Origin of the sequence: Microbispora rosea (assembly GCF_044460045.1) — a bacterium.
Taxonomy (GTDB): Bacteria; Actinomycetota; Actinomycetes; order Streptosporangiales; family Streptosporangiaceae; genus Microbispora; species Microbispora rosea.
This window is the reverse complement of sequence record NZ_JBITJO010000001.1, coordinates 563,981-580,718: the sequence shown is the minus strand read 5'-3', so window position 1 is coordinate 580,718 and position 16,738 is coordinate 563,981. Positions and strand designations below refer to the sequence as shown.

General features: G+C 71.9%; 16 protein-coding genes. 6 read left to right on the top strand and 10 right to left on the bottom strand.

The annotated features are described in order from the left end of the window. Window positions 1-17: 17 nt before the first annotated feature. From ACIBK1_RS02750 to ACIBK1_RS02735, 4 genes are read left to right on the top strand one after another with little or no spacing between them, the layout of a single operon-like run. Window positions 18-842 carry an ABC transporter ATP-binding protein gene (locus ACIBK1_RS02750; protein ID WP_396733120.1) on the top strand — a complete coding sequence of 275 codons (825 nt, stop codon included), beginning with the start codon at window positions 18-20 and terminating at the stop codon, window positions 840-842. Window positions 843-867: 25 nt separating this feature from the next. Then, window positions 868-3,153: a penicillin acylase family protein gene (locus ACIBK1_RS02745; RefSeq protein ID WP_396731792.1), complete on the top strand. Its 2,286-nt coding sequence runs from the start codon at window positions 868-870 to the stop codon at window positions 3,151-3,153. Beyond that, entirely contained in the window at window positions 3,143-3,727 is a 585-nt protein-coding gene (locus ACIBK1_RS02740; protein WP_396731789.1) for a GNAT family N-acetyltransferase, read from the top strand. The genes ACIBK1_RS02745 and ACIBK1_RS02740 overlap by 11 nt, the downstream gene beginning before the upstream one ends. 16 nt (window positions 3,728-3,743) lie before the next feature. After that, the gene (locus ACIBK1_RS02735; RefSeq protein ID WP_396731786.1) at window positions 3,744-4,451 is read left to right on the top strand and encodes a hypothetical protein; all 708 of its coding nucleotides are present in this window, start codon (window positions 3,744-3,746) and stop codon (window positions 4,449-4,451) included. A gap of 70 nt (window positions 4,452-4,521) precedes the next feature. On the opposite strand, the gene ACIBK1_RS02730 is transcribed toward ACIBK1_RS02735, so the two are convergent. Together ACIBK1_RS02730 and ACIBK1_RS02725 are read right to left on the bottom strand one after the other, a co-directional pair. Further along, complete coding sequence (locus ACIBK1_RS02730) at window positions 4,522-5,511, bottom strand: RNA polymerase sigma-70 factor (protein WP_331281189.1); 990 nt, start codon at window positions 5,509-5,511, stop codon at window positions 4,522-4,524. Next, entirely contained in the window at window positions 5,511-6,713 is a 1,203-nt protein-coding gene (locus ACIBK1_RS02725; protein ID WP_396731782.1) for an NAD(P)/FAD-dependent oxidoreductase, read from the bottom strand. Before ACIBK1_RS02725 ends, ACIBK1_RS02730 begins: the two co-directional genes overlap by 1 nt. A gap of 162 nt (window positions 6,714-6,875) precedes the next feature. Here ACIBK1_RS02725 and ACIBK1_RS02720 point away from each other — a divergent pair, with 162 nt between their 5' ends. Then, window positions 6,876-7,253: a type II toxin-antitoxin system RelE/ParE family toxin gene (locus tag ACIBK1_RS02720; protein ID WP_231514167.1), complete on the top strand. Its 378-nt coding sequence runs from the start codon at window positions 6,876-6,878 to the stop codon at window positions 7,251-7,253. Continuing rightward, on the top strand, window positions 7,250-7,588 hold the full coding sequence (locus ACIBK1_RS02715; RefSeq protein WP_396731779.1) for an XRE family transcriptional regulator: 339 nt from the start codon (window positions 7,250-7,252) through the stop codon (window positions 7,586-7,588). Before ACIBK1_RS02720 ends, ACIBK1_RS02715 begins: the two co-directional genes overlap by 4 nt. Window positions 7,589-7,617: 29 nt before the next feature. Here the strand turns inward: ACIBK1_RS02715 and ACIBK1_RS02710 are convergent, their stop codons facing one another. The 8 genes from ACIBK1_RS02710 to ACIBK1_RS02675 form a co-directional block, all read right to left on the bottom strand. Beyond that, window positions 7,618-8,139 carry an AAA family ATPase gene (locus ACIBK1_RS02710; protein ID WP_396731776.1) on the bottom strand — a complete coding sequence of 174 codons (522 nt, stop codon included), beginning with the start codon at window positions 8,137-8,139 and terminating at the stop codon, window positions 7,618-7,620. Beyond that, the gene (locus ACIBK1_RS02705; RefSeq protein ID WP_076437008.1) at window positions 8,136-8,348 is read right to left on the bottom strand and encodes a hypothetical protein; all 213 of its coding nucleotides are present in this window, start codon (window positions 8,346-8,348) and stop codon (window positions 8,136-8,138) included. Before ACIBK1_RS02705 ends, ACIBK1_RS02710 begins: the two co-directional genes overlap by 4 nt. Before the next feature lie 196 nt (window positions 8,349-8,544). After that, a complete protein-coding gene (locus tag ACIBK1_RS02700; protein ID WP_030511921.1) occupies window positions 8,545-9,213 on the bottom strand; it encodes a response regulator in 669 nt (222 codons plus the stop codon). Next, complete coding sequence (locus ACIBK1_RS02695; RefSeq protein ID WP_396731773.1) at window positions 9,210-11,864, bottom strand: DUF4118 domain-containing protein; 2,655 nt, start codon at window positions 11,862-11,864, stop codon at window positions 9,210-9,212. Before ACIBK1_RS02695 ends, ACIBK1_RS02700 begins: the two co-directional genes overlap by 4 nt. A gap of 6 nt (window positions 11,865-11,870) precedes the next feature. Further along, window positions 11,871-12,734 (bottom strand): potassium-transporting ATPase subunit C, encoded by an 864-nt coding sequence (locus ACIBK1_RS02690; protein ID WP_396733117.1) that lies wholly within the window; start codon window positions 12,732-12,734, stop codon window positions 11,871-11,873. 14 nt (window positions 12,735-12,748) lie between these two features. Next, complete coding sequence (gene kdpB, locus ACIBK1_RS02685) at window positions 12,749-14,866, bottom strand: potassium-transporting ATPase subunit KdpB (protein WP_396731770.1); 2,118 nt, start codon at window positions 14,864-14,866, stop codon at window positions 12,749-12,751. Window positions 14,867-14,868: 2 nt separating this feature from the next. Then, window positions 14,869-16,530 (bottom strand): potassium-transporting ATPase subunit KdpA, encoded by a 1,662-nt coding sequence (gene kdpA / locus ACIBK1_RS02680; protein WP_396731767.1) that lies wholly within the window; start codon window positions 16,528-16,530, stop codon window positions 14,869-14,871. Then, window positions 16,530-16,619 (bottom strand): potassium-transporting ATPase subunit F, encoded by a 90-nt coding sequence (locus tag ACIBK1_RS02675; protein ID WP_051762707.1) that lies wholly within the window; start codon window positions 16,617-16,619, stop codon window positions 16,530-16,532. The genes kdpA and ACIBK1_RS02675 overlap by 1 nt, the downstream gene beginning before the upstream one ends. Window positions 16,620-16,738 lie beyond the last annotated feature (119 nt).

Sequence of the window (16,738 nt, the reverse complement as noted above, 5' to 3'; positions counted from 1 at the left end):
TCGTGGACAGGAACGCCATGGCAGGACCGCACGACGACGGGCCGCGCCTCAGCGGCAGCGCGCTGACCCTCTCCTACGACAAGATGGTCGTCGCCGAGGGCCTCGACGTCGACATCCCCGACCGGTCCTTCACCGTGATCATCGGGCCCAACGCCTGCGGCAAGTCCACGCTGCTGCGGGCGCTGGCGCGCACGCTCCGGCCGGCCGCCGGAACCGTGCTGCTCGACGGGCGGGACATCACCTCCCTGCCCGCGAGGAAGGTCGCCAGGACCCTCGGCCTGCTGCCCCAGACGTCCGTCGCACCGGACGGCATCACGGTCGCCGAGCTGGTCGGCCGCGGGCGCTATCCCCACCAGCGGCTGCTGCGCCAGTGGTCGGCCGACGACGAGCGGGTGGTGCGCGAGTCGATGGAGGCCACCGGGGTCGCCGACCTGGCGGGACGCCTGGTCGACGAGCTGTCCGGGGGGCAGCGCCAGCGCGTGTGGATCGCGATGGCACTGGCGCAGGAGACGCCGCTGCTGCTCCTGGACGAGCCGACGACCTATCTGGACATCGCCCATCAGATCGAGGTCCTCGACCTGTGCGCCCGGCTGCACGAGGAGCGTGGACGCACGCTCGTGGCGGTGCTCCACGACCTCAACCACGCCGCCCGCTACGCCACCCATTTGATCGCGATGCGCGACGGCCGCGTCGTGGCCGCCGGGCCGCCCGGAGAGGTCATGACGGCCGGCCTGGTGGAGGAGGTCTTCCGGCTGCCCTGCCGGGTGATCGACGACCCGGAGACCGGCACTCCGCTGGTCGTTCCCGCCGCCCGCCGCCGTACGGAACCGGCCACGCGATGATGCGGACTCCGCCGGGAGCGGCGTCGTGAGCAGGCTGTATCGGGACGCCTGGGGCATCCCCCATCTACGCGCGGGCGATCCGTACGAACTGGCCTTCGCCCAGGGACGAGTCACGGCCCTCGACCGGGCCTGGCAGATCGAGGTCGAGCGGCGGCGGGCGACCGGCACGTCGGCGGCGGTCCTCGGGCCGGACGCCGTCGCGTGGGACCGCTTCGCCCGGCAGGCCCGGCTCGCGGACACCGCCGAGCGCTGCCTGCACGCCCTGGACGACGACACGGCGCGCTGGGTGAGCGCCTACGTGGACGGCGTCAACGCCGGGCTTCCCCAAGGAGCGCGCCGGGCTCCGGAGTTCACGGCGGGACAATACGAAACAGCACGGCACGAGGCGGCAGAGCACGACGTGACAGGGCCCGCGGGCGGGCTCGGTGCGGGCGGCGTCGGTGCGGCCGGGCTCAGTGCAGGCGGGCTCAGTGCAGGCGGGCTCGCGCCGGGCCGGTGGGAGCCGTGGACGCCGATGGCGATCTGGCTGTCCCACCACATCCTCTTCGCGCACTTCCCCGCCAAGCTGTGGCGCGAGGCGGTGGCCGAACGGCTCGGTCCCGATGCGGTCGCGCTGTTCGCGGCCGACGGGCCGGGCACCGGCGGGAGCAACGGCTGGCTGGTCCCCGGGGATCGCACCGCCACCGGCGCGGCCCTGATCGCGGGCGATCCCCACCGGTTCATCGAGGACCCCGGCTTCTATCAGCAGATCCGCCTGGCCTGTCCCGAGTTCGACGTGGTTGGGCTGGCCGTGCCGGGCGTACCGGGCATCGCCCACTTCGGGCACGCCGGCTCGGTCGCCTGGGCGATCACCAACGCCATGGCCGACTATCAGGACCTCTACCGCGAGCGGCTCCGGCGCGGGGACGGCGGCGTCGAAGCACTGGGACCGGACGGCTGGCGTCCCTGCACCGCCCACGTCGAGGTCGTCGAGGTGGCGGGGGAGGCCCCGGTCGAGATCGAGGTTGTCGAGACCGCGCGCGGCCCGGTCGTCATGGCGGACGCCCGCGTCGCGTGGGAGACCGGCCACGGACGCGTGTGGGAGGCGATGAGCCTGCGTTACCCACCTCGGGTGCGCCGTGACCTGGGGTTCGCGGCGCTGCCCGCGCTGCTGCGGGCGACGACCGTGGCCGACGTGGACCGGGCGCTCGACCGCTGGGCCGAGCCCGTCAACGTCGTGCTCGCCGCGGACACCGCCGGTGGCCTGCTGCACCGGGTCGCCGGGGTGGTGCCCGCCCGTCACCCGGACAACGCGCTGCGGGCCGTGCCCGCCTGGGAGCCGGGCCACGAGTGGCGCGACCGGCAGGCGCCCATGCCCCGCCGCACGGTCCGCGGCATCACGGTCATGGCCAACGAACGGGGGATCGCCGCGCCGCTCGGCGTCGAGTTCGCCCCGCCCCACCGCGCCGACCGGATCAGGCGCCTGCTCGACGGCACGCCGCGCTGGTCGGCCGGGGACATGGCGGCCGTCCACACCGACACCCTGCTGCCCGGCGCCGGGCCTCTCCTCGACCTGCTGGACGGGCTGGACGGGCTCAGCCCCGAGGCCGTACGCCTGCGGGGCCGGCTGTCGGCCTGGGACCGGCGCATGGACGCCGACAGCACCGGCGCGGCGGCGTACGCGGTGGTCCGCGCCGAGGTGGTGCGGCGCCTGGCGGCCCACCCCGCCCTGGCCTCCCTGGCCGGACTGGACGCGGGGGCTCCCGAGGTCTTCCGGCCGTGGCTCGCGCTGACTCCCCGGGTCGCGTACGCCTTGGAGAGCCTGCTGACGACCGGCGCGCTGCCCGGGCTGGATCGGGCGGCCCTCGCAGAACTCGCCAGGGCGGCGCTGGAGGACGTGGCGGCAACCGGCGAGCCGGCCGGCGTCCGGTGGGGTGACCTGCACCGGCTCGCCCCCTGGCGGGCGCTGCCGTCCCCTGCCGTCTCATCCCCCGCGATCCCGTCCCCTGTGGACAACGCGGGCTCGGTGGACGGGCCGGGATCGGTGGACGGCGTCGCGCCGATGGAGGCGGGCCTGCCGGGCGACCACGACTGCGTGCTGTCCACGTCGAGCGTGCCGGGCGTCACCCATCACTGTGCCCGGGGCCCGGCGGCGCGCTACGTCTGGGACCTCGCGCGGCGCGACGGAAGCCTGTGGATCGTCCCGTTCGGTGCGAGCGGCGTGCCCGGCGACCCGCATTGGCGCGACCAGCACCCGCTGTGGCTGCGCGGCGCGCTCGTGCCGGTGATCACGGATTGGGACCTACTCACCGAGGAGCGGCATGACCTCTGAAGCGCACACCACGGCCTCCGCACGGCGACGCGAAGCCGTGTGGGAGCAGGTGGTCGAGGGATTCGGCGCCTTCCGCATCGTGCCGGTGGACCCGCCGGCCGACGCCGACCTGATCCACTCGTGGGTCACCGAGGAGCGGGCCCGGTTCTGGGGCATGCTCGGCGCGAGCCGGATGCGGGTTCTGGAGATCTACGACTACCTGGACGGCCTGGCCACCCATCACTCCTATCTCGTCCATCGCGACGGCCATCCGGTGGCGCTCTTCCAGACGTACGAGCCCGAGGCCGACCCGGTCGGGGAGTGCTACGACGTCCAGCCGGGCGACTTCGGCGTCCACCTGCTCCTCGGGCCGGCGACGGGGGAGGGCGAGCGCGGCTTCACCCCCGCCCTGGTGTCCGTGCTCCTGGCGTACGTGTTCTCCGATCCGCGCCACACCCGGATCGTGGCCGAGCCGGACATCCGCAACGACAAGATGATCGACCGGATGCTGCGGACCGGCTTCACCCTCGGGCCCGAGATCGACCTGCCGGACAAGCGGGCCCGGTTGCTCTTCCTCGCCAGAGACCACCACTGACATCAAGGAGTGCGGAGTGCTGCTCGACGCCCTTTCCAGCCACTTGGAAGGCCTCGCGGCGGAGCGGGGCGGCGTGCTGGGGGTCCTGCCCAGGCTGGTCGCCGACGACTCCCCCGGCTGGGTCCCCGCCGCCGACCTGGTGCGGGAGCCGTACGAGGGTCTGCTCGCGCTGGTGGACGAGACGGCCGGACGCTGGAGCGCGCCGCGTCACGTGGCGGCGGCGCTGCTGTGGAAGACCTACGGCTACTGGCACACGATGCCGATGGCCCTGGGCTGGGGGCTCGGCCGCCGGGTGCCGCTGATGCGCCTGGAGGACACGCTGGTCAGGCCGTCCGCCGCCGGAGTGACGGTCGCGGCGTCGCGGGTGACCGTGGCCGTGCTCCCCGGCGACCCGCTGGCCGGGGCCGAGGGCACCGTCGTCGTCCCCGACCTCGCGTCGGCCATCGGGGAGGCGCTCCTGGAGAGCCAGTATCCGTTCGTCAGGACGCTCAGCACCCTGACCAAGGTGGGCGAGCGCACCCTGTGGGGCTCCACCGCGGAGGCGTTCGCCCACCCGCTGCTCACGCTCGGGTCGTACGCCGAGGCGGCCCGCCTGCTGGCCGAGATCGGGCCACCGGTGGCCGGACTGCTCGCGGCCGACGGCGACGGATATCGCCGCCGCACGTGCTGCCTGTGGGTCACGCTGCCGGACGCCGAGCCCTGCTCCACCTGCTGCGTGTGCTGAGCCGCGTTCGTCGACGGCCTCGCCGCCGGGCGCGGCGGCCGTCGCCGCCGCGCCTGCCGGAGGCCGGTGCTCAGCGCGTCCCGAGGCTGCGGGTGGTGCCATCGGCGACTGCCTGGAGTTTGTCCGGGTTGGCCACGTTATGGATGGTGGTGATCCGGCCGTCGGTGTCGAAATCGAAGGTGACGGTGGCGACCACGCGACCCGGAGCGCTGAAGACGATGCCGGGACCGCCGTTGATCTCGACGAGCTCGGCGTTCATGTCGGCGGGCTCGACGCCCTGGTAGCTGACCGTGCCGACGGCCGCGAACCAGGCGGCCACCGTCGCCGCGCCCACGACCGGGCGCAGGGCCTGGCGGACCTTGCCGCCGCCGTCGGTCCACAGGGTGACGTCCGGGGACAGCAGTTCCATCAGGGCGTTCACGTCACCGCCGGTGGCGGCGGCGAAGAACCGCTCGGTGACCTGACGCTGCCGCGACCGGTCCGTCGCGAAGCGCGGCCGCCGGGCCCGCACGTGTTCGCGGGCGCGGTGCGCGGCCTGCCGCACGGCGGCCTCGGACCGCTCGACCGCCTCCGCGATCTCGGCGTGGCTGAAGTCGAAGACCTCCTTCAGCACGAACACCGCACGCTCGAGCGGGCTCAGCGTCTCCAGCACGACGAGCATCGCCATCGACACCGACTCGGCGTCCGCGACGGTCTCGGCGGTGTCTCCGCTGGTCAGGATGGGCTCCGGAAGCCACGGCCCCACATAGGCCTCACGCTTGCGCTGCGTGGAGCGCAGCCGTTCCAGCGCCACGTTCGACACGATCCGCGTCAGGTACGCCTTCGGGTCGGCCACCTGCGAACGGTCGGCCGCCGACCAGTTGAGCCAGGCGTCCTGGACCGCGTCCTCGGCGTCGGCCGCGCTTCCGAGGAAGCGGTAGGCCACCGAGAACAGCAGGTTCCGGTGCTGGACGAACACCTGCTGGTCGAGGTCGGCGGTCTCGGTCAGGTACGGGGGCCGGGCCATGTCGGGGGGCCGGGCCATGTCGGGGGGCCGGGCCTTGTCGGGGGGCTGGGTCATCACGCCTCCCGGACGCGGGTGAAGCGGCCCCCGCGGGGCCAGAACACGCCCGAGGCGGGCATCTTCTTCATGCGGCCCCACGTGGGCCACGGTGCGGCAGTCACCGTCTCCTTGTATCGGACGGCGACGCGGCCCGTCAGGTGCAGCCGCCGGGGGCTGTCGTCGGGGTGAGTGAACTGCACGACCGCGTCGTGCCGGCCCAGGCTGACCGGCGTGTGGTAGTAGCCGAAGCGGAACGGCTTGGGCCGCTTGCCCTTCAGCTCCCGGAGGATCGACAGCGCGGCGTGCACACCGGTCGGCATGCCGCTCTGGCAGGTGCCGTGCATGACGCCGTACCCCTGGCGGATCGCCGCCGCGTCACCCACGGCGTACACCTCGGGGTGGGACACCGACCGCAGCGCGGCGTCGGTGACGATGCGGCCGTGCTCGTCGACGGTCAGCCCGGCGGCGGACGCCAGCGGCGACACCCGCGTGCCGCTCGTCCACAGGACCGCGTCGGCCGCCACGCTCTCCCCGCCGGCCAGCTCGACCGTGCCGGGCAGCACCTTCACCACCTCGGCCCCGCTGCGCACCTCCACCTTCAGGCGGTCGAGCGCGGCCCGGACGTATGCCCTGGCCTTCGGGTTCATGGCCGCCCCTGGCTCGCTGCGGCCCAGCAGCACGACGTTCAGCTCCGGGTGCCGTTCGGCGATCTCCGCGGCCGATTCGACGCCGGTCAGCCCACTGCCGACGACCACCACCGTGCCCCTGCCGAGCCGCGACAGCCGGTCGGCCAGCACCTCGGCGTCCTGGGCGCTGTTCAGGGTGTACGCGTGGTCCTCGACCCCCGGGACCGCCGCCGTGTCGGCCACGCCGCCCAGCGCGTACACCAGCGTGTCGTAGGGCAGGACGTGTTCGTCGTCGATCCGCACGGTCTTCGCGTTCACGTCCACCGCCGTCACCCACCCGCGCTCGAAGTGCGCGCCCGTGCCCTCCAGCAGTTCGGGGATGCTCAGCTCGGCGAGCCGCTGCCCGCTCGCCGTCATGTGCAGCCGCAGCCGCTCGGTGAACCGCTCCTGCGCGTTCACCAGGGTCACCCGCACGTTCTCGCCCGGCCCGACCCTCGACGCGAGCTGGATCGCCGCGGACAGGCCCGCGTATCCCGCACCCAGGATCACCACTCGGTGGATGGTCGCCGCGCCGGCTTCGTGCTGTGCGCTCATCGTTCCGCCTCCTCGTCTGACCGTTGACGACCAGCAGATGGAAGCGGCCCGCCCATTCGTGACATGCACCCGATGTGATCCGCGCCACACTAACCATGGCCCACCGATCCGATCGCTCCATTACCGACCTGCGAAGTTAACACTTGCGTTAACCTGCGCGTCGTGGCTCAATGGGAAGTGGTCCTGGTCGCGGAGGTCGCGGCGTGGTTCGAAGCACTCGCCGAGGAGGACTGGGATAGTGCGGAGCAGGTCGAGGACGCCATAGACATGCTGGCCGAGGCCGGCCCCGCGCTTGGGCGTCCACTAGTAGATCGCATCAAGGACGCCGAGCTTCACCATCTGAAGGAGCTGCGACCGGGATCTGTGGGTGGCAGCGAGATCCGCATCCTGTTCGCCTTCGATCCGGTACGCCGAGCGGTGCTCCTGGTTGCGGGCGACAAAGCGGGGAACTGGCAGAAATGGTACGACGTTAATATCCCGCTGGCCGAAAAGCGCTACGAGGCTCATCTCATCGAGCTGAAAATCAGGGAGTACGAATGACCTCTGTGGGCTGGGAGGAAACCAAGCGCAGGGTGCATGAGCGCCGTGAGGCCTCAGGACTGCCGGTGCGGTCGGAGGAACAGAAAAGGACCGACATGGATCGGTTGGCCGCGGAAGCACGCGCCCACCGGCTTGCGGAGATTCGGCAGGAGCAGGACTTGACCCAGCGGGATGTCGCCGCGCTGATGGGTGTTTCCGCTCCTCGAGTGTCCGCGATCGAGCACGGAGAGATTGACAGAGCCGAGGTGTCGACCCTCCGGTCCTACGTCGAGGCGTTGGGCGGCAGGTTGCGGGTGGTGGCCGACTTCGGAGACACGGAATACACGCTCGCCTGAGCCCTGTGAACAGTGGGTGAAGGGCGGGGTCAGGTCCGATCGGGTGTGACGGCGGCGGCGATGTGCGCCGCGACCTCGGTCGGGGGGAGGTGCGTCGTGTCGATGATCCGTGCCTCGCGGCTGAGCCAGGGGAGTGCGTCCTGGTAGGCCGTCAGATGGTCCAGCCGCCATGACGGGGGCAGCTGCGGGTCCCCCTCGATCCTGCGGACGAGCGTGGCCCGGTCGGCGTGGAGCACGAAGTGGTGCAGCGGGATGCCCGCCGTCTCCAGGCCAGCGCGGATCTCCTGCCAGTAGTCCTCGGCCAGGACGGTCTGGGCCAGGACGAGGACGCCGCCGAGCTGCCCGGCCAGTCGCGTGACGGTCTCTACGACGAGCGTCCGCCAGAGCGCCCAGTCCTGGAAGTCCTCGACCTTGGGCAGGCCCGTGGCATGCCTGAGCATGATGCCCACCTGCTCGGGGTCGAAGAAATGAGCCTCCGGGATCAACCGCACGAGCTCCGCCGACGTGGTGGTCTTCCCCACGCCGAACGTCCCGTTCAGCCAGACGATCATGCGGATTCCCTCCGGCGTACGGCGGCGGCACGGGCGGCGAGGAGCACGGACAGGGCCTCGCAGTCGTCCGGGGTGAGCGGCGCGAAGGGGAGCAGGTAGAGCCCGCCCCCCGGGCCGTCGACGAGCTCGACCGGCAGGGAACGTGCGGGCACGTCCGCCTGCGCGGGGATGGTCGGCGCGGGATTCGTCGGCGCGGTGGTGGTGGTCATGATGAAGGGATTCTTCCGCACCCGACCGACAGTTCCGCCCCCACGAGGCGTCCCGACGTTCCCTTCCCCGAACCCGTCCCGAGCCGTCCCGACGCGTCCCAGGCCGTCCCGAGCCGTCCTCCTCCGAAGCGCCGTCCCGAAGCGTCGTGCCGGAGCGATCGAAGGGCCGCCGCGGCACGACGTCGGAGTGCGGCCGTCAGGGAGTGAAGCGGTAGCCCATGCCCGGCTCGGTGATCAGGTGGGCGGGGTGGGCGGGCTCCTTCTCCAGCTTGCGCCGGAGCTGGGCCATGTACTGCCGCAGGTAGTGCGTCTCCTTGACGTACTGCGCGCCCCACACCTCGCTCAGCAGCTGCCGCTGGCTGATCAGCTTGCCGGGATTGCGCACGAGGAGTTCGAGGATGTGCCACTCGGTCGGCGTCAGCCGTACGTCGCCGGAGACGGTCTTCTCGGCGAGGTCGATCACGTGCTCCCCGACCCGTACGCGGGCGGGCTCGCTCTCCCGGGAGCCGGTGCGCCGGGTCACCGCGCGCACGCGGGCCAGCAACTCGTCCACCCCGAAGGGCTTGGTGACGTAGTCGTCCGCGCCGGCGTCCAGCGCGTCGATCTTGTCCTGGTTGCCGGTGCGCCCCGACAGCACGATGATCGGCACGCTGCTCCAGCCGCGTACGCCGTGGATGACCTCGACCCCGTCCATGTCGGGCAGCCCGAGGTCCAGCACGATCAGGTCGGGACGCCGGTCCGCGGCCTCGCGCAGCGCGGAGCCGCCGTCCACCGCGACGACGACCTCATAGCCGCGCGCGGCCAGGTTGATCCGCAGCGCGCGCAGGATCTGCGGCTCGTCGTCGACGACGAGGATCCGGCTCACGGCGCTCCACCGCCGAGATCCGGAGAACCGTCGAGATCCGGAGAACCGTCGAGATCCGGAGAACCGTCGAGCCGCCGGGAACCGCCGTGTTCCGCCGGGCTCTCACGCAGGTCGTGGAGGTGTACGGCGACGGGCAGGGTGAGGATCATGGTGAGCCCTCCCCCAGGCGTCTCGTCGGGCGTCAACTCTCCTCCCATCGCCTCGGTCAGTCCGCGTGCCAGGGCCAGGCCCAGTCCGACCCCGCTGTGGTTGTCCCGGTCCCCCAGCCGCTGGAAGGGCAGGAAGATCCGGTCGTAGGCGTCGCGTGGCACACCGGGCCCACGGTCGATTATCCGGACCTCGGCCCGGTTGCCGTATCTGCTGGCGGTGACGAGCACGCTCTCTCCGGCGGGGGTGTAGCGGACGGCGTTGGCGACGAGGTTGGCGAGCACCCGCTCCAGCAGCGCCGGATCGGCGACGACCTCGGGGAGGTCGTGCGGGATGTCGATCTTCACCTCGGCGGTGAGCGGCTCGATGTCGTCGACCGCCCGGGGCACGACCTCCTCGACGGCGACCGGCTGGGCGGCCACGCCGAGCACCCCGGCCTGCAGGCGGCTCATGTCGAGAAGGTTCGCCACCAGGCGGTCGAGCCTGGCCAGCGACTCGTCCGCGGTCTCCAGCAGCTCGGCGCGGTCCTCCGCGGACCACTCGACGTCGGTGGCGCGCAGGCTCTCCACGGCGGCCTTCGCGGCGGCCAGCGGGGTGCGCAGATCGTGGCTGACCGCCGCGAGCAGCGCGGTGCGCATCCTGTCGGCCTCCGCGAGCGGCCTGGCCTGCCCGGCCTCCTCCTCCAGCCGTTCCTGCCGCAGGGCCACCGCGACCTGCGCGGCGAACGCCTCGATAACGCGGCGCTCGGACGCGTCGAGCAGCCGGCCGCGCGCGGCGAGCACGAGATCGCCGTCGATGTCCACGTCGATGCCGGCGGCGTCCGGGCAGGTGCACGGCTCTCCCCCCGAGGTGGCGACGATCCGCCAGGAGGAGGGGTCGGACCGGTCGTCCGGTCCCTGCCCCGCCTCGGGCCGCCGTTCCAGCAGGGTGACCGAGACCAGGCCGAACGTCTCCCGCGTACGCGCGAGCAGGGAGGGCACGGCGGCCTCGCCGCGCAGCACGTGCCCGGCCAGCGCGGACAGGATCTCCGCGTCCGCCCCGGCGCGGGCCGCCTCCCTCGTACGGCGGGCCGCCACGTCCACGATCATGCTGACCGCCGCCGCGACGAACACGAAGACGACCAGGGCGAAGAAGTTCTCCGGATTGGCGATCGTCAGCGTGTGCAGCGGCGGGGTGAAGAAGAAGTTCAGCAGCAGCGAAGTCGCGACCGCCGCCGTGATCGCCGGCCACATGCCGCCGATCAGCGCCACGCCCACGACGGTGGTCAGGAACAGCAGGATGAAGCTGGGCAGCGCCAGCGTGCCCCGGAAGGGAAGCAGGACGGCGGTGAGCAGCGGCAGGCCGGTGAGCGCGACGACCCACCCCGTCAGCCTGCGCTGCCGGGTGAGCGCCGCCCGCGACCGCTGCGGGCGCTCCCGCCCCTTCTTCGCCTGCTCATGCGTGATCATGTGGACGTCGATCGAGCCGGACCTGGCGGTCGTCTCGACGCCCACCCCCCTGCTGAAGATCTGGGCGAACCGGCCGCGCCGGGAGGCGCCGAGCACGAGCTGAGTGGCGTTGACGCCGCGGGCGAACTCCAGGAGCGCCCGCGGCACGTCGTCGCCCACCACCTGGTGGTAGGTGCCGCCCATGCTCTCCACGAGGGCACGCTGGCGGGCCAGCAGCGCCGGGTCGCCGCCGGCGAGCCCGTCGGCCCGGGTGACGTGCACGGCGAGCAGGTCGGCGCCCTTGGTGCGGGCGGCGATGCGGGCCGCCCTCCGGACCAGGGTGTCGCCCTCCGGTCCCCCGGTCAGGGCGACGACGACGCGCTCGCGCGCCTCCCACGTGTCGGCGATGCCGTGCTCGGCGCGGTAGCGGTCGAGCTGCTCGTCCACCTCGTCGGCGAGCCACAGCAGGGCCAGCTCGCGCAGTGCGGTGAGGTTGCCGACGCGGAAGTAGTTGGCGAGCGCGGCGTCCACCTTCTCCGGCATGTACACGTTGCCGTGCGCGAGCCGCCGCCGCAGCGCCTCCGGAGTCATGTCGACCAGCTCGACCTGGTCGGCCCGCCGTACGACCTCGTCGGGCACGGTCTCGCGCTGGGGGATGCCGGTGATGTGCTGGACGACGTCGTTGACCGACTCCAGGTGCTGGATGTTGACCGTGGAGATCACGTCGATCCCGGCGTCGAGGAGTTCGTCGATGTCCTGCCAGCGCTTGGCGTTGCGTGAGCCGGGCACGTTGGTGTGCGCCAGCTCGTCGACCAGGGCGACGCGCGGGCGCCGGGCGATGACCGCGTCGACGTCCATCTCGGTGAAGGCCGCACCCCGGTAGGTCAGGGTCCTGCGGGGGACGATCTCCAGTCCCTCCAGCAGTTGCGCCGTGCGTGCGCGGCCGTGGGTTTCCACCAGGCCGACCACGACGTCCGTGCCGCGTTCCCCGCGGCGGTGCCCCTCGCACAGCATGGCGTAGGTCTTGCCGACCCCGGGTGCCGCGCCGAGGTAGATCCGCAGCCGCCCGCGTGGCATGGCCGCTCACCTCTTCCTGTCGAGGGCCAGGTTGAGCTCCAGCACGTTCACGCCGGGCTCGCCCATGAACCCGAGCGCCCTGCCGGTGGTGTGCTCCGCGATCAGGGCCCGCACCCTGTGTACGTCCAGCCCTCGTTCCCTGGCGACCCGGGGGGCCTGCAGTTCGGCGTAGGCGACGGAGATGTGCGGGTCGAGGCCGCTGCCGCTCGCGGTGACGGCGTCCGGCGGGACGACCGCTCGGGCGTTTCCGCGGACCGGCACGGTACGTCCGGCCGCGTAGTCCTCGCCCGGCTTGCCGCACTCGACCTTCACCCCTTGGTAGACCGGGATGAACGGCGTGGCCGGGCACGCCTGGTTGACGCTGACCACCCGGGTCGGCGTGCCGACGGCGGGGAAGACCTTCAGCACCGCGCCGACCCCGTCGCCGGTGCAGTACGGCCGGGCCCCGCTGACGCCTTCCAGCGCACCGACCTCCTTGGAGCGCGCGCAGACCTGGGTCAGCAGGGAGATCCTGCCCTTCCTCGCGGCCTGGCCGGTCCCCCGGGGGTCGGGCAGCCGGTCGACGACGTCCTGCGGGCCGAGGTTGCTCGCGCCCGAGGCCAGCGGGTCGTACCCGCCCGCGGAGGGACGGCTCTGGAAGTACTTCGTGAGTGGGTGGCCGTCCCTGCCGGTGAAGCTCTGCCCGATGAGGGCGCTGCCCACGTCCCTGCCGTCCTCGCGCAGGATCGAGCCGCCGGCCCGGTGGGGGAGGAGGACCTGGGCGATGCCGGTCACCAGCAGGGGATACAGCACGCCCAGGATCACCGTCAGCACGGCGACGGCCCGGACCGCCGCGAGGTGCCGGCGGAGCGTGTTCGGCAGGCGTTCCATGACGTTCGCAGCCATCAGGACATCCCAGGCAGGAGTTGGACGAGCAGGTCGATGAGTTTGATGCCGAGGAACGGGACGATGATCCCGCCGAGGCCGTAGACGGACAGGTTGCGGCTGAGCAGTTTGGGGGCGCTGGAGGGGCGGTAGCGGACGCCGCGCAGGGCGAGGGGGATCAGGGCGACGATGACCAGGGCGTTGAAGATCACCGCGGACAGGATGGCCGACTGGGGGCTGTGCAGCCGCATGACGTTCAGCGTGTCCAGGCCGGGATAGACCGCCGCGAACATCGCGGGGATGATCGCGAAGTACTTCGCGATGTCGTTGGCGATGGAGAAGGTCGTCAGCGCCCCGCGGGTGATGAGTAGTTGTTTGCCGATCTCGACGATCTCGATGAGTTTGGTGGGGTTGGAGTCGAGGTCGACCATGTTCCCGGCTTCTTTGGCGGCCGAGGTGCCGGTGTTCATCGCGACTCCGACGTCGGCCTGGGCCAGGGCGGGGGCGTCGTTGGTGCCGTCGCCGGTCATGGCGACCAGCCGCCCGCCTTCCTGCTCCTTGCGGATGAGGGCGAGTTTGTCTTCGGGGGTGGCCTCGGCGAGGAAGTCGTCCACGCCGGCTTCGTCGGCGATGGCTTTGGCGGTCAGCGGGTTGTCTCCGGTGATCATGACGGTGCGGATGCCCATCCGGCGCATCTCGTCGAACCGCTCGCGCATGCCCTGTTTGACGACGTCCTTGAGGTGAATCACCCCGAGCACGCGCGCGGTGCCGCCGTCGGTGATCTCGCCGACGACCAGGGGGGTGCCGCCGGAGGCGGAGATGCCGTCGACGAGTTGCCCGATGTGGGTGGTGGGGTGGCCGCCGTTGTCGCGGACCCATTTCATCACGGCGGTCGCGGCGCCCTTGCGGACCTGCCGGCCGTCCAGGTTCACCCCGGACATGCGGGTCTGGGCGGTGAAGGCGATCCACTCGGCGTGGGCCAGCTCACCCGGCCGCCGCTCACGCAGGCCGTAGGCCTGTTTGGCGTGCACAACGACGGAGCGGCCCTCGGGAGTCTCGTCGGCGAGACTGGCCAGCTGCGCCGCCTCGGCCAGGTCGAGTTGCGAGGCGTCCTCGACCGGGACGAACTGCGACGCCTGCCGGTTGCCCAACGTGATCGTGCCGGTCTTGTCCAGCAGCAGGGTGCTGACGTCTCCGGCGGCCTCGACCGCACGGCCGGACATGGCCAGCACGTTGCGCTGCACCAGGCGGTCCATGCCCGCGATGCCGATGGCCGACAACAACGCCCCGATCGTCGTCGGGATCAGGCAGACCAGCAGCGACACGAGCACCACCCCGCTCACCCCCTCGGCGCCGAGCGCGGGCGTGTCCGGTACGCCTGGATTCTGCGCCTTGGAGTAGATGGCCAGCGGCTGCATGGTGACGGTGGCGATCAGGAAGATGATCGTGAGCGCGGCCAGCAGGATGTTCAAAGCGATCTCGTTGGGGGTCTTCTGCCGATCGGCGCCCTCGACCAGAGCGATCATCCGATCGATGAAGCTCTCCCCTGGCTTCTGCGTGATCCGCACGATGATCCGGTCCGACAACACCTTCGTGCCGCCCGTGACCGCCGAGCGGTCCCCGCCCGACTCGCGGATCACCGGCGCGGACTCACCCGTGATCGCCGACTCGTCCACACTGGCGATGCCCTCCACCACATCGCCGTCACCCGGAATGACCTCCCCGGCCTCGACCACGACATGGTCACCCTGCCGCAGTTCCGGGGCGCCCACCACCTCCCACCGGGCCGGATCGCCCGGGTCCGCCAGACGCCGGGCCATGGTGTCGCGCTTGGCCGCCCGCAACGTCGCGGCCTGAGCCTTGCCCCGGCCCTCGGCCACCGCCTCGGCCAGATTGGCGAACAGCACGGTCAGCCACAACCACACCACGATCGCCCACGCGAAGAACGAGGGATTACTGAACGCCAGCACGGTCGTGAACGCCGCACCGACCTCGACCACGAGCATCACCGGGTTACGCCACAGCGTCACCGGGTTCAGCTTCCGCAGCGCGTCGGGCAGCGAGGTGACGAGCTGCCGCGGATTGAGCAGGCCGCCGCCGATCCTGCCGCCCGTGCGGGGTGATGCCGTCGTCGGCATGGCTAGGAGAGTCCTTCCGCGAGCGGCGCGAGCGCGAGGGCCGGCAGGAACGTGAGGGCGACGAGGACGACTGTGACCCCGGCCACCATCCCGACGAACTGCGGGCGGTGGGTGGGCAGCGTCCCCGCGGAGACCGGCACCGGCGCCTGCCTGGCCAGCGAGCCGGCCAGCGCGAGGATGAAGACGATCGGCAGGAACCGGCCGAGGACCATGCACAGGCCGAGCGCAACGCACCACCACGGCGTGCCCGCCGAGATCCCGGCGAACGCCGACCCGTTGTTGTTGGAGGCGCTGGTGAACGCGTAGAGGATCTCCGAGAGCCCATGGGGGCCGCCGTTCGACATGGCCGCGAGCCCCGCCCGGTTGCCCATCGCCGCGGCCGTGCCGGCGAGCACGAGCGCCGGGGTGACCAGGAAGTAGAGCGAGGCCAGCTTGATCTCGCGCGAGCCGATCTTCTTGCCCAGGTACTCCGGCGTACGGCCCACCATGAGCCCGGCCACGAAGACGGTGATCAACGCCAGCACGAGGATGCCGTACAGGCCGGAACCGGCGCCGCCCGGCGCGACCTCACCGAGCATCATGTTCAGCATCGTCATCATGCCCCCCAGGGGGGTGAAGGAGTCATGGGCGGAATCGGCGGCGCCGGTCGAGGTCAGCGTCGTGGCCGCGGCGAACGTCGCCGAGCCGGGTACGCCGAAGCGGACCTCCTTGCCTTCCATCGCCGCCCCGACGGCGCGGGGGACGGTGGCGCCGCCGGAGATCTCAAAGACGTTCGTCAGCAGCACGCTCACCAGGGCGATCACCGCCATGACGGCGAGGATCGCGTGTCCCTGACGCACCTGGCCGACCATGCGGCCGAAGGTGCGCGGCAGCGCGACCGGGATCGCCAGGAGCAGGATGATCTGCAGCCAGTTCGTCCACCCCGCCGGATTCTCGAAGGGATGGGCGGAGTTGGCGTTGTAGAAGCCGCCGCCGTTGGTGCCAAGCTCCTTGATCGCCTCCTGGCTCGCCACCGGCCCGCCGGTGATGCTCTGCGTGGCCCCGGCCGGCGTCGTCACCGTGTGCGGCGACGCGAGGTTCTGCACCACGCCCCCGGCGACCAGAACCACTGCGGCGACGAACGCGATCGGCAGCAGGACCCGGAACGTCCCGCGCACGAGGTCGACCCAGAAGTTGCCGATGGTGTCGGCCTGCCTGCGGGCGAAGCCCCGCACGAGCGCGATCGCGACGGCCATGCCGACCGCCGCGGACACGAAGTTCTGCACCGCCAGGCCGGCCATCTGCACCAGGTGACCCATCACGGTCTCGCCCGGATACGCCTGCCAGTTGGTGTTCGTCACGAAGCTGACGGCCGTGTTCCACGCGACGTGGGCGGGCACCGGGGGCCGCCCGAGGCCGAGGACCAGCCGGTCCTGCAGTCGCTGCATGCCGTACACGACCAGCACGGAGACCGCGGAGAAGGCCAGCAGGGCGCGTGCGTAGACCGCCCAAGGCTGCTCGGCGTCCGGCCGCACGCCGATGAGCCGGTAGGCGAGGCGCTCGGCCGCGGTGTGGCGGGTGCCGGTGTAGACCCGGTACAGGTAGTCGCCCAGCAGCAGGTGGACGACGGCGAGCACCGCGACGACGGAAAGCACGAGCAGGGCCCCCGCCGCTGCCGCGCCCATCAGAAGCGCTCCGGGAACAACAGGGCCGCGACCATGAAGACCAGCAGCGCAGCGGCCACGCCGAGACCGACGGCGTTGATCACGCTCACAGGCGCTCCACCGCCCTCACGACGAGCCCTGCGACCACGAACACCGCGATCGTCAGAGCGACGAAGATGACGTCCGCCATCCCCACTCCTCGGTTGTGATCACGTCCGCCGGACTACGG

What these genes read in the sequence shown, in the direction of transcription:
- ACIBK1_RS02725 (WP_396731782.1), bottom strand. Translation starts at nt 6,713, where the DNA reads ATGAGCGCACAGCACGAAGCCGGCGCGGCGACCATCCACCGAGTGGTG.
- ACIBK1_RS02740 (WP_396731789.1), top strand. Translation starts at nt 3,143, where the DNA reads ATGACCTCTGAAGCGCACACCACGGCCTCCGCACGGCGACGCGAAGCC.
- kdpA (WP_396731767.1), bottom strand. Translation starts at nt 16,530, where the DNA reads ATGGGCGCGGCAGCGGCGGGGGCCCTGCTCGTGCTTTCCGTCGTCGCG.
- ACIBK1_RS02750 (WP_396733120.1), top strand. Translation starts at nt 18, where the DNA reads ATGGCAGGACCGCACGACGACGGGCCGCGCCTCAGCGGCAGCGCGCTG.
- ACIBK1_RS02710 (WP_396731776.1), bottom strand. Translation starts at nt 8,139, where the DNA reads ATGATCGTCTGGCTGAACGGGACGTTCGGCGTGGGGAAGACCACCACG.
- ACIBK1_RS02695 (WP_396731773.1), bottom strand. Translation starts at nt 11,864, where the DNA reads ATGCCACGCGGGCGGCTGCGGATCTACCTCGGCGCGGCACCCGGGGTC.
- ACIBK1_RS02730 (WP_331281189.1), bottom strand. Translation starts at nt 5,511, where the DNA reads ATGACCCAGCCCCCCGACAAGGCCCGGCCCCCCGACATGGCCCGGCCC.
- ACIBK1_RS02705 (WP_076437008.1), bottom strand. Translation starts at nt 8,348, where the DNA reads ATGACCACCACCACCGCGCCGACGAATCCCGCGCCGACCATCCCCGCG.
- ACIBK1_RS02690 (WP_396733117.1), bottom strand. Translation starts at nt 12,734, where the DNA reads ATGGAACGCCTGCCGAACACGCTCCGCCGGCACCTCGCGGCGGTCCGG.
- ACIBK1_RS02715 (WP_396731779.1), top strand. Translation starts at nt 7,250, where the DNA reads ATGACCTCTGTGGGCTGGGAGGAAACCAAGCGCAGGGTGCATGAGCGC.
- kdpB (WP_396731770.1), bottom strand. Translation starts at nt 14,866, where the DNA reads ATGCCGACGACGGCATCACCCCGCACGGGCGGCAGGATCGGCGGCGGC.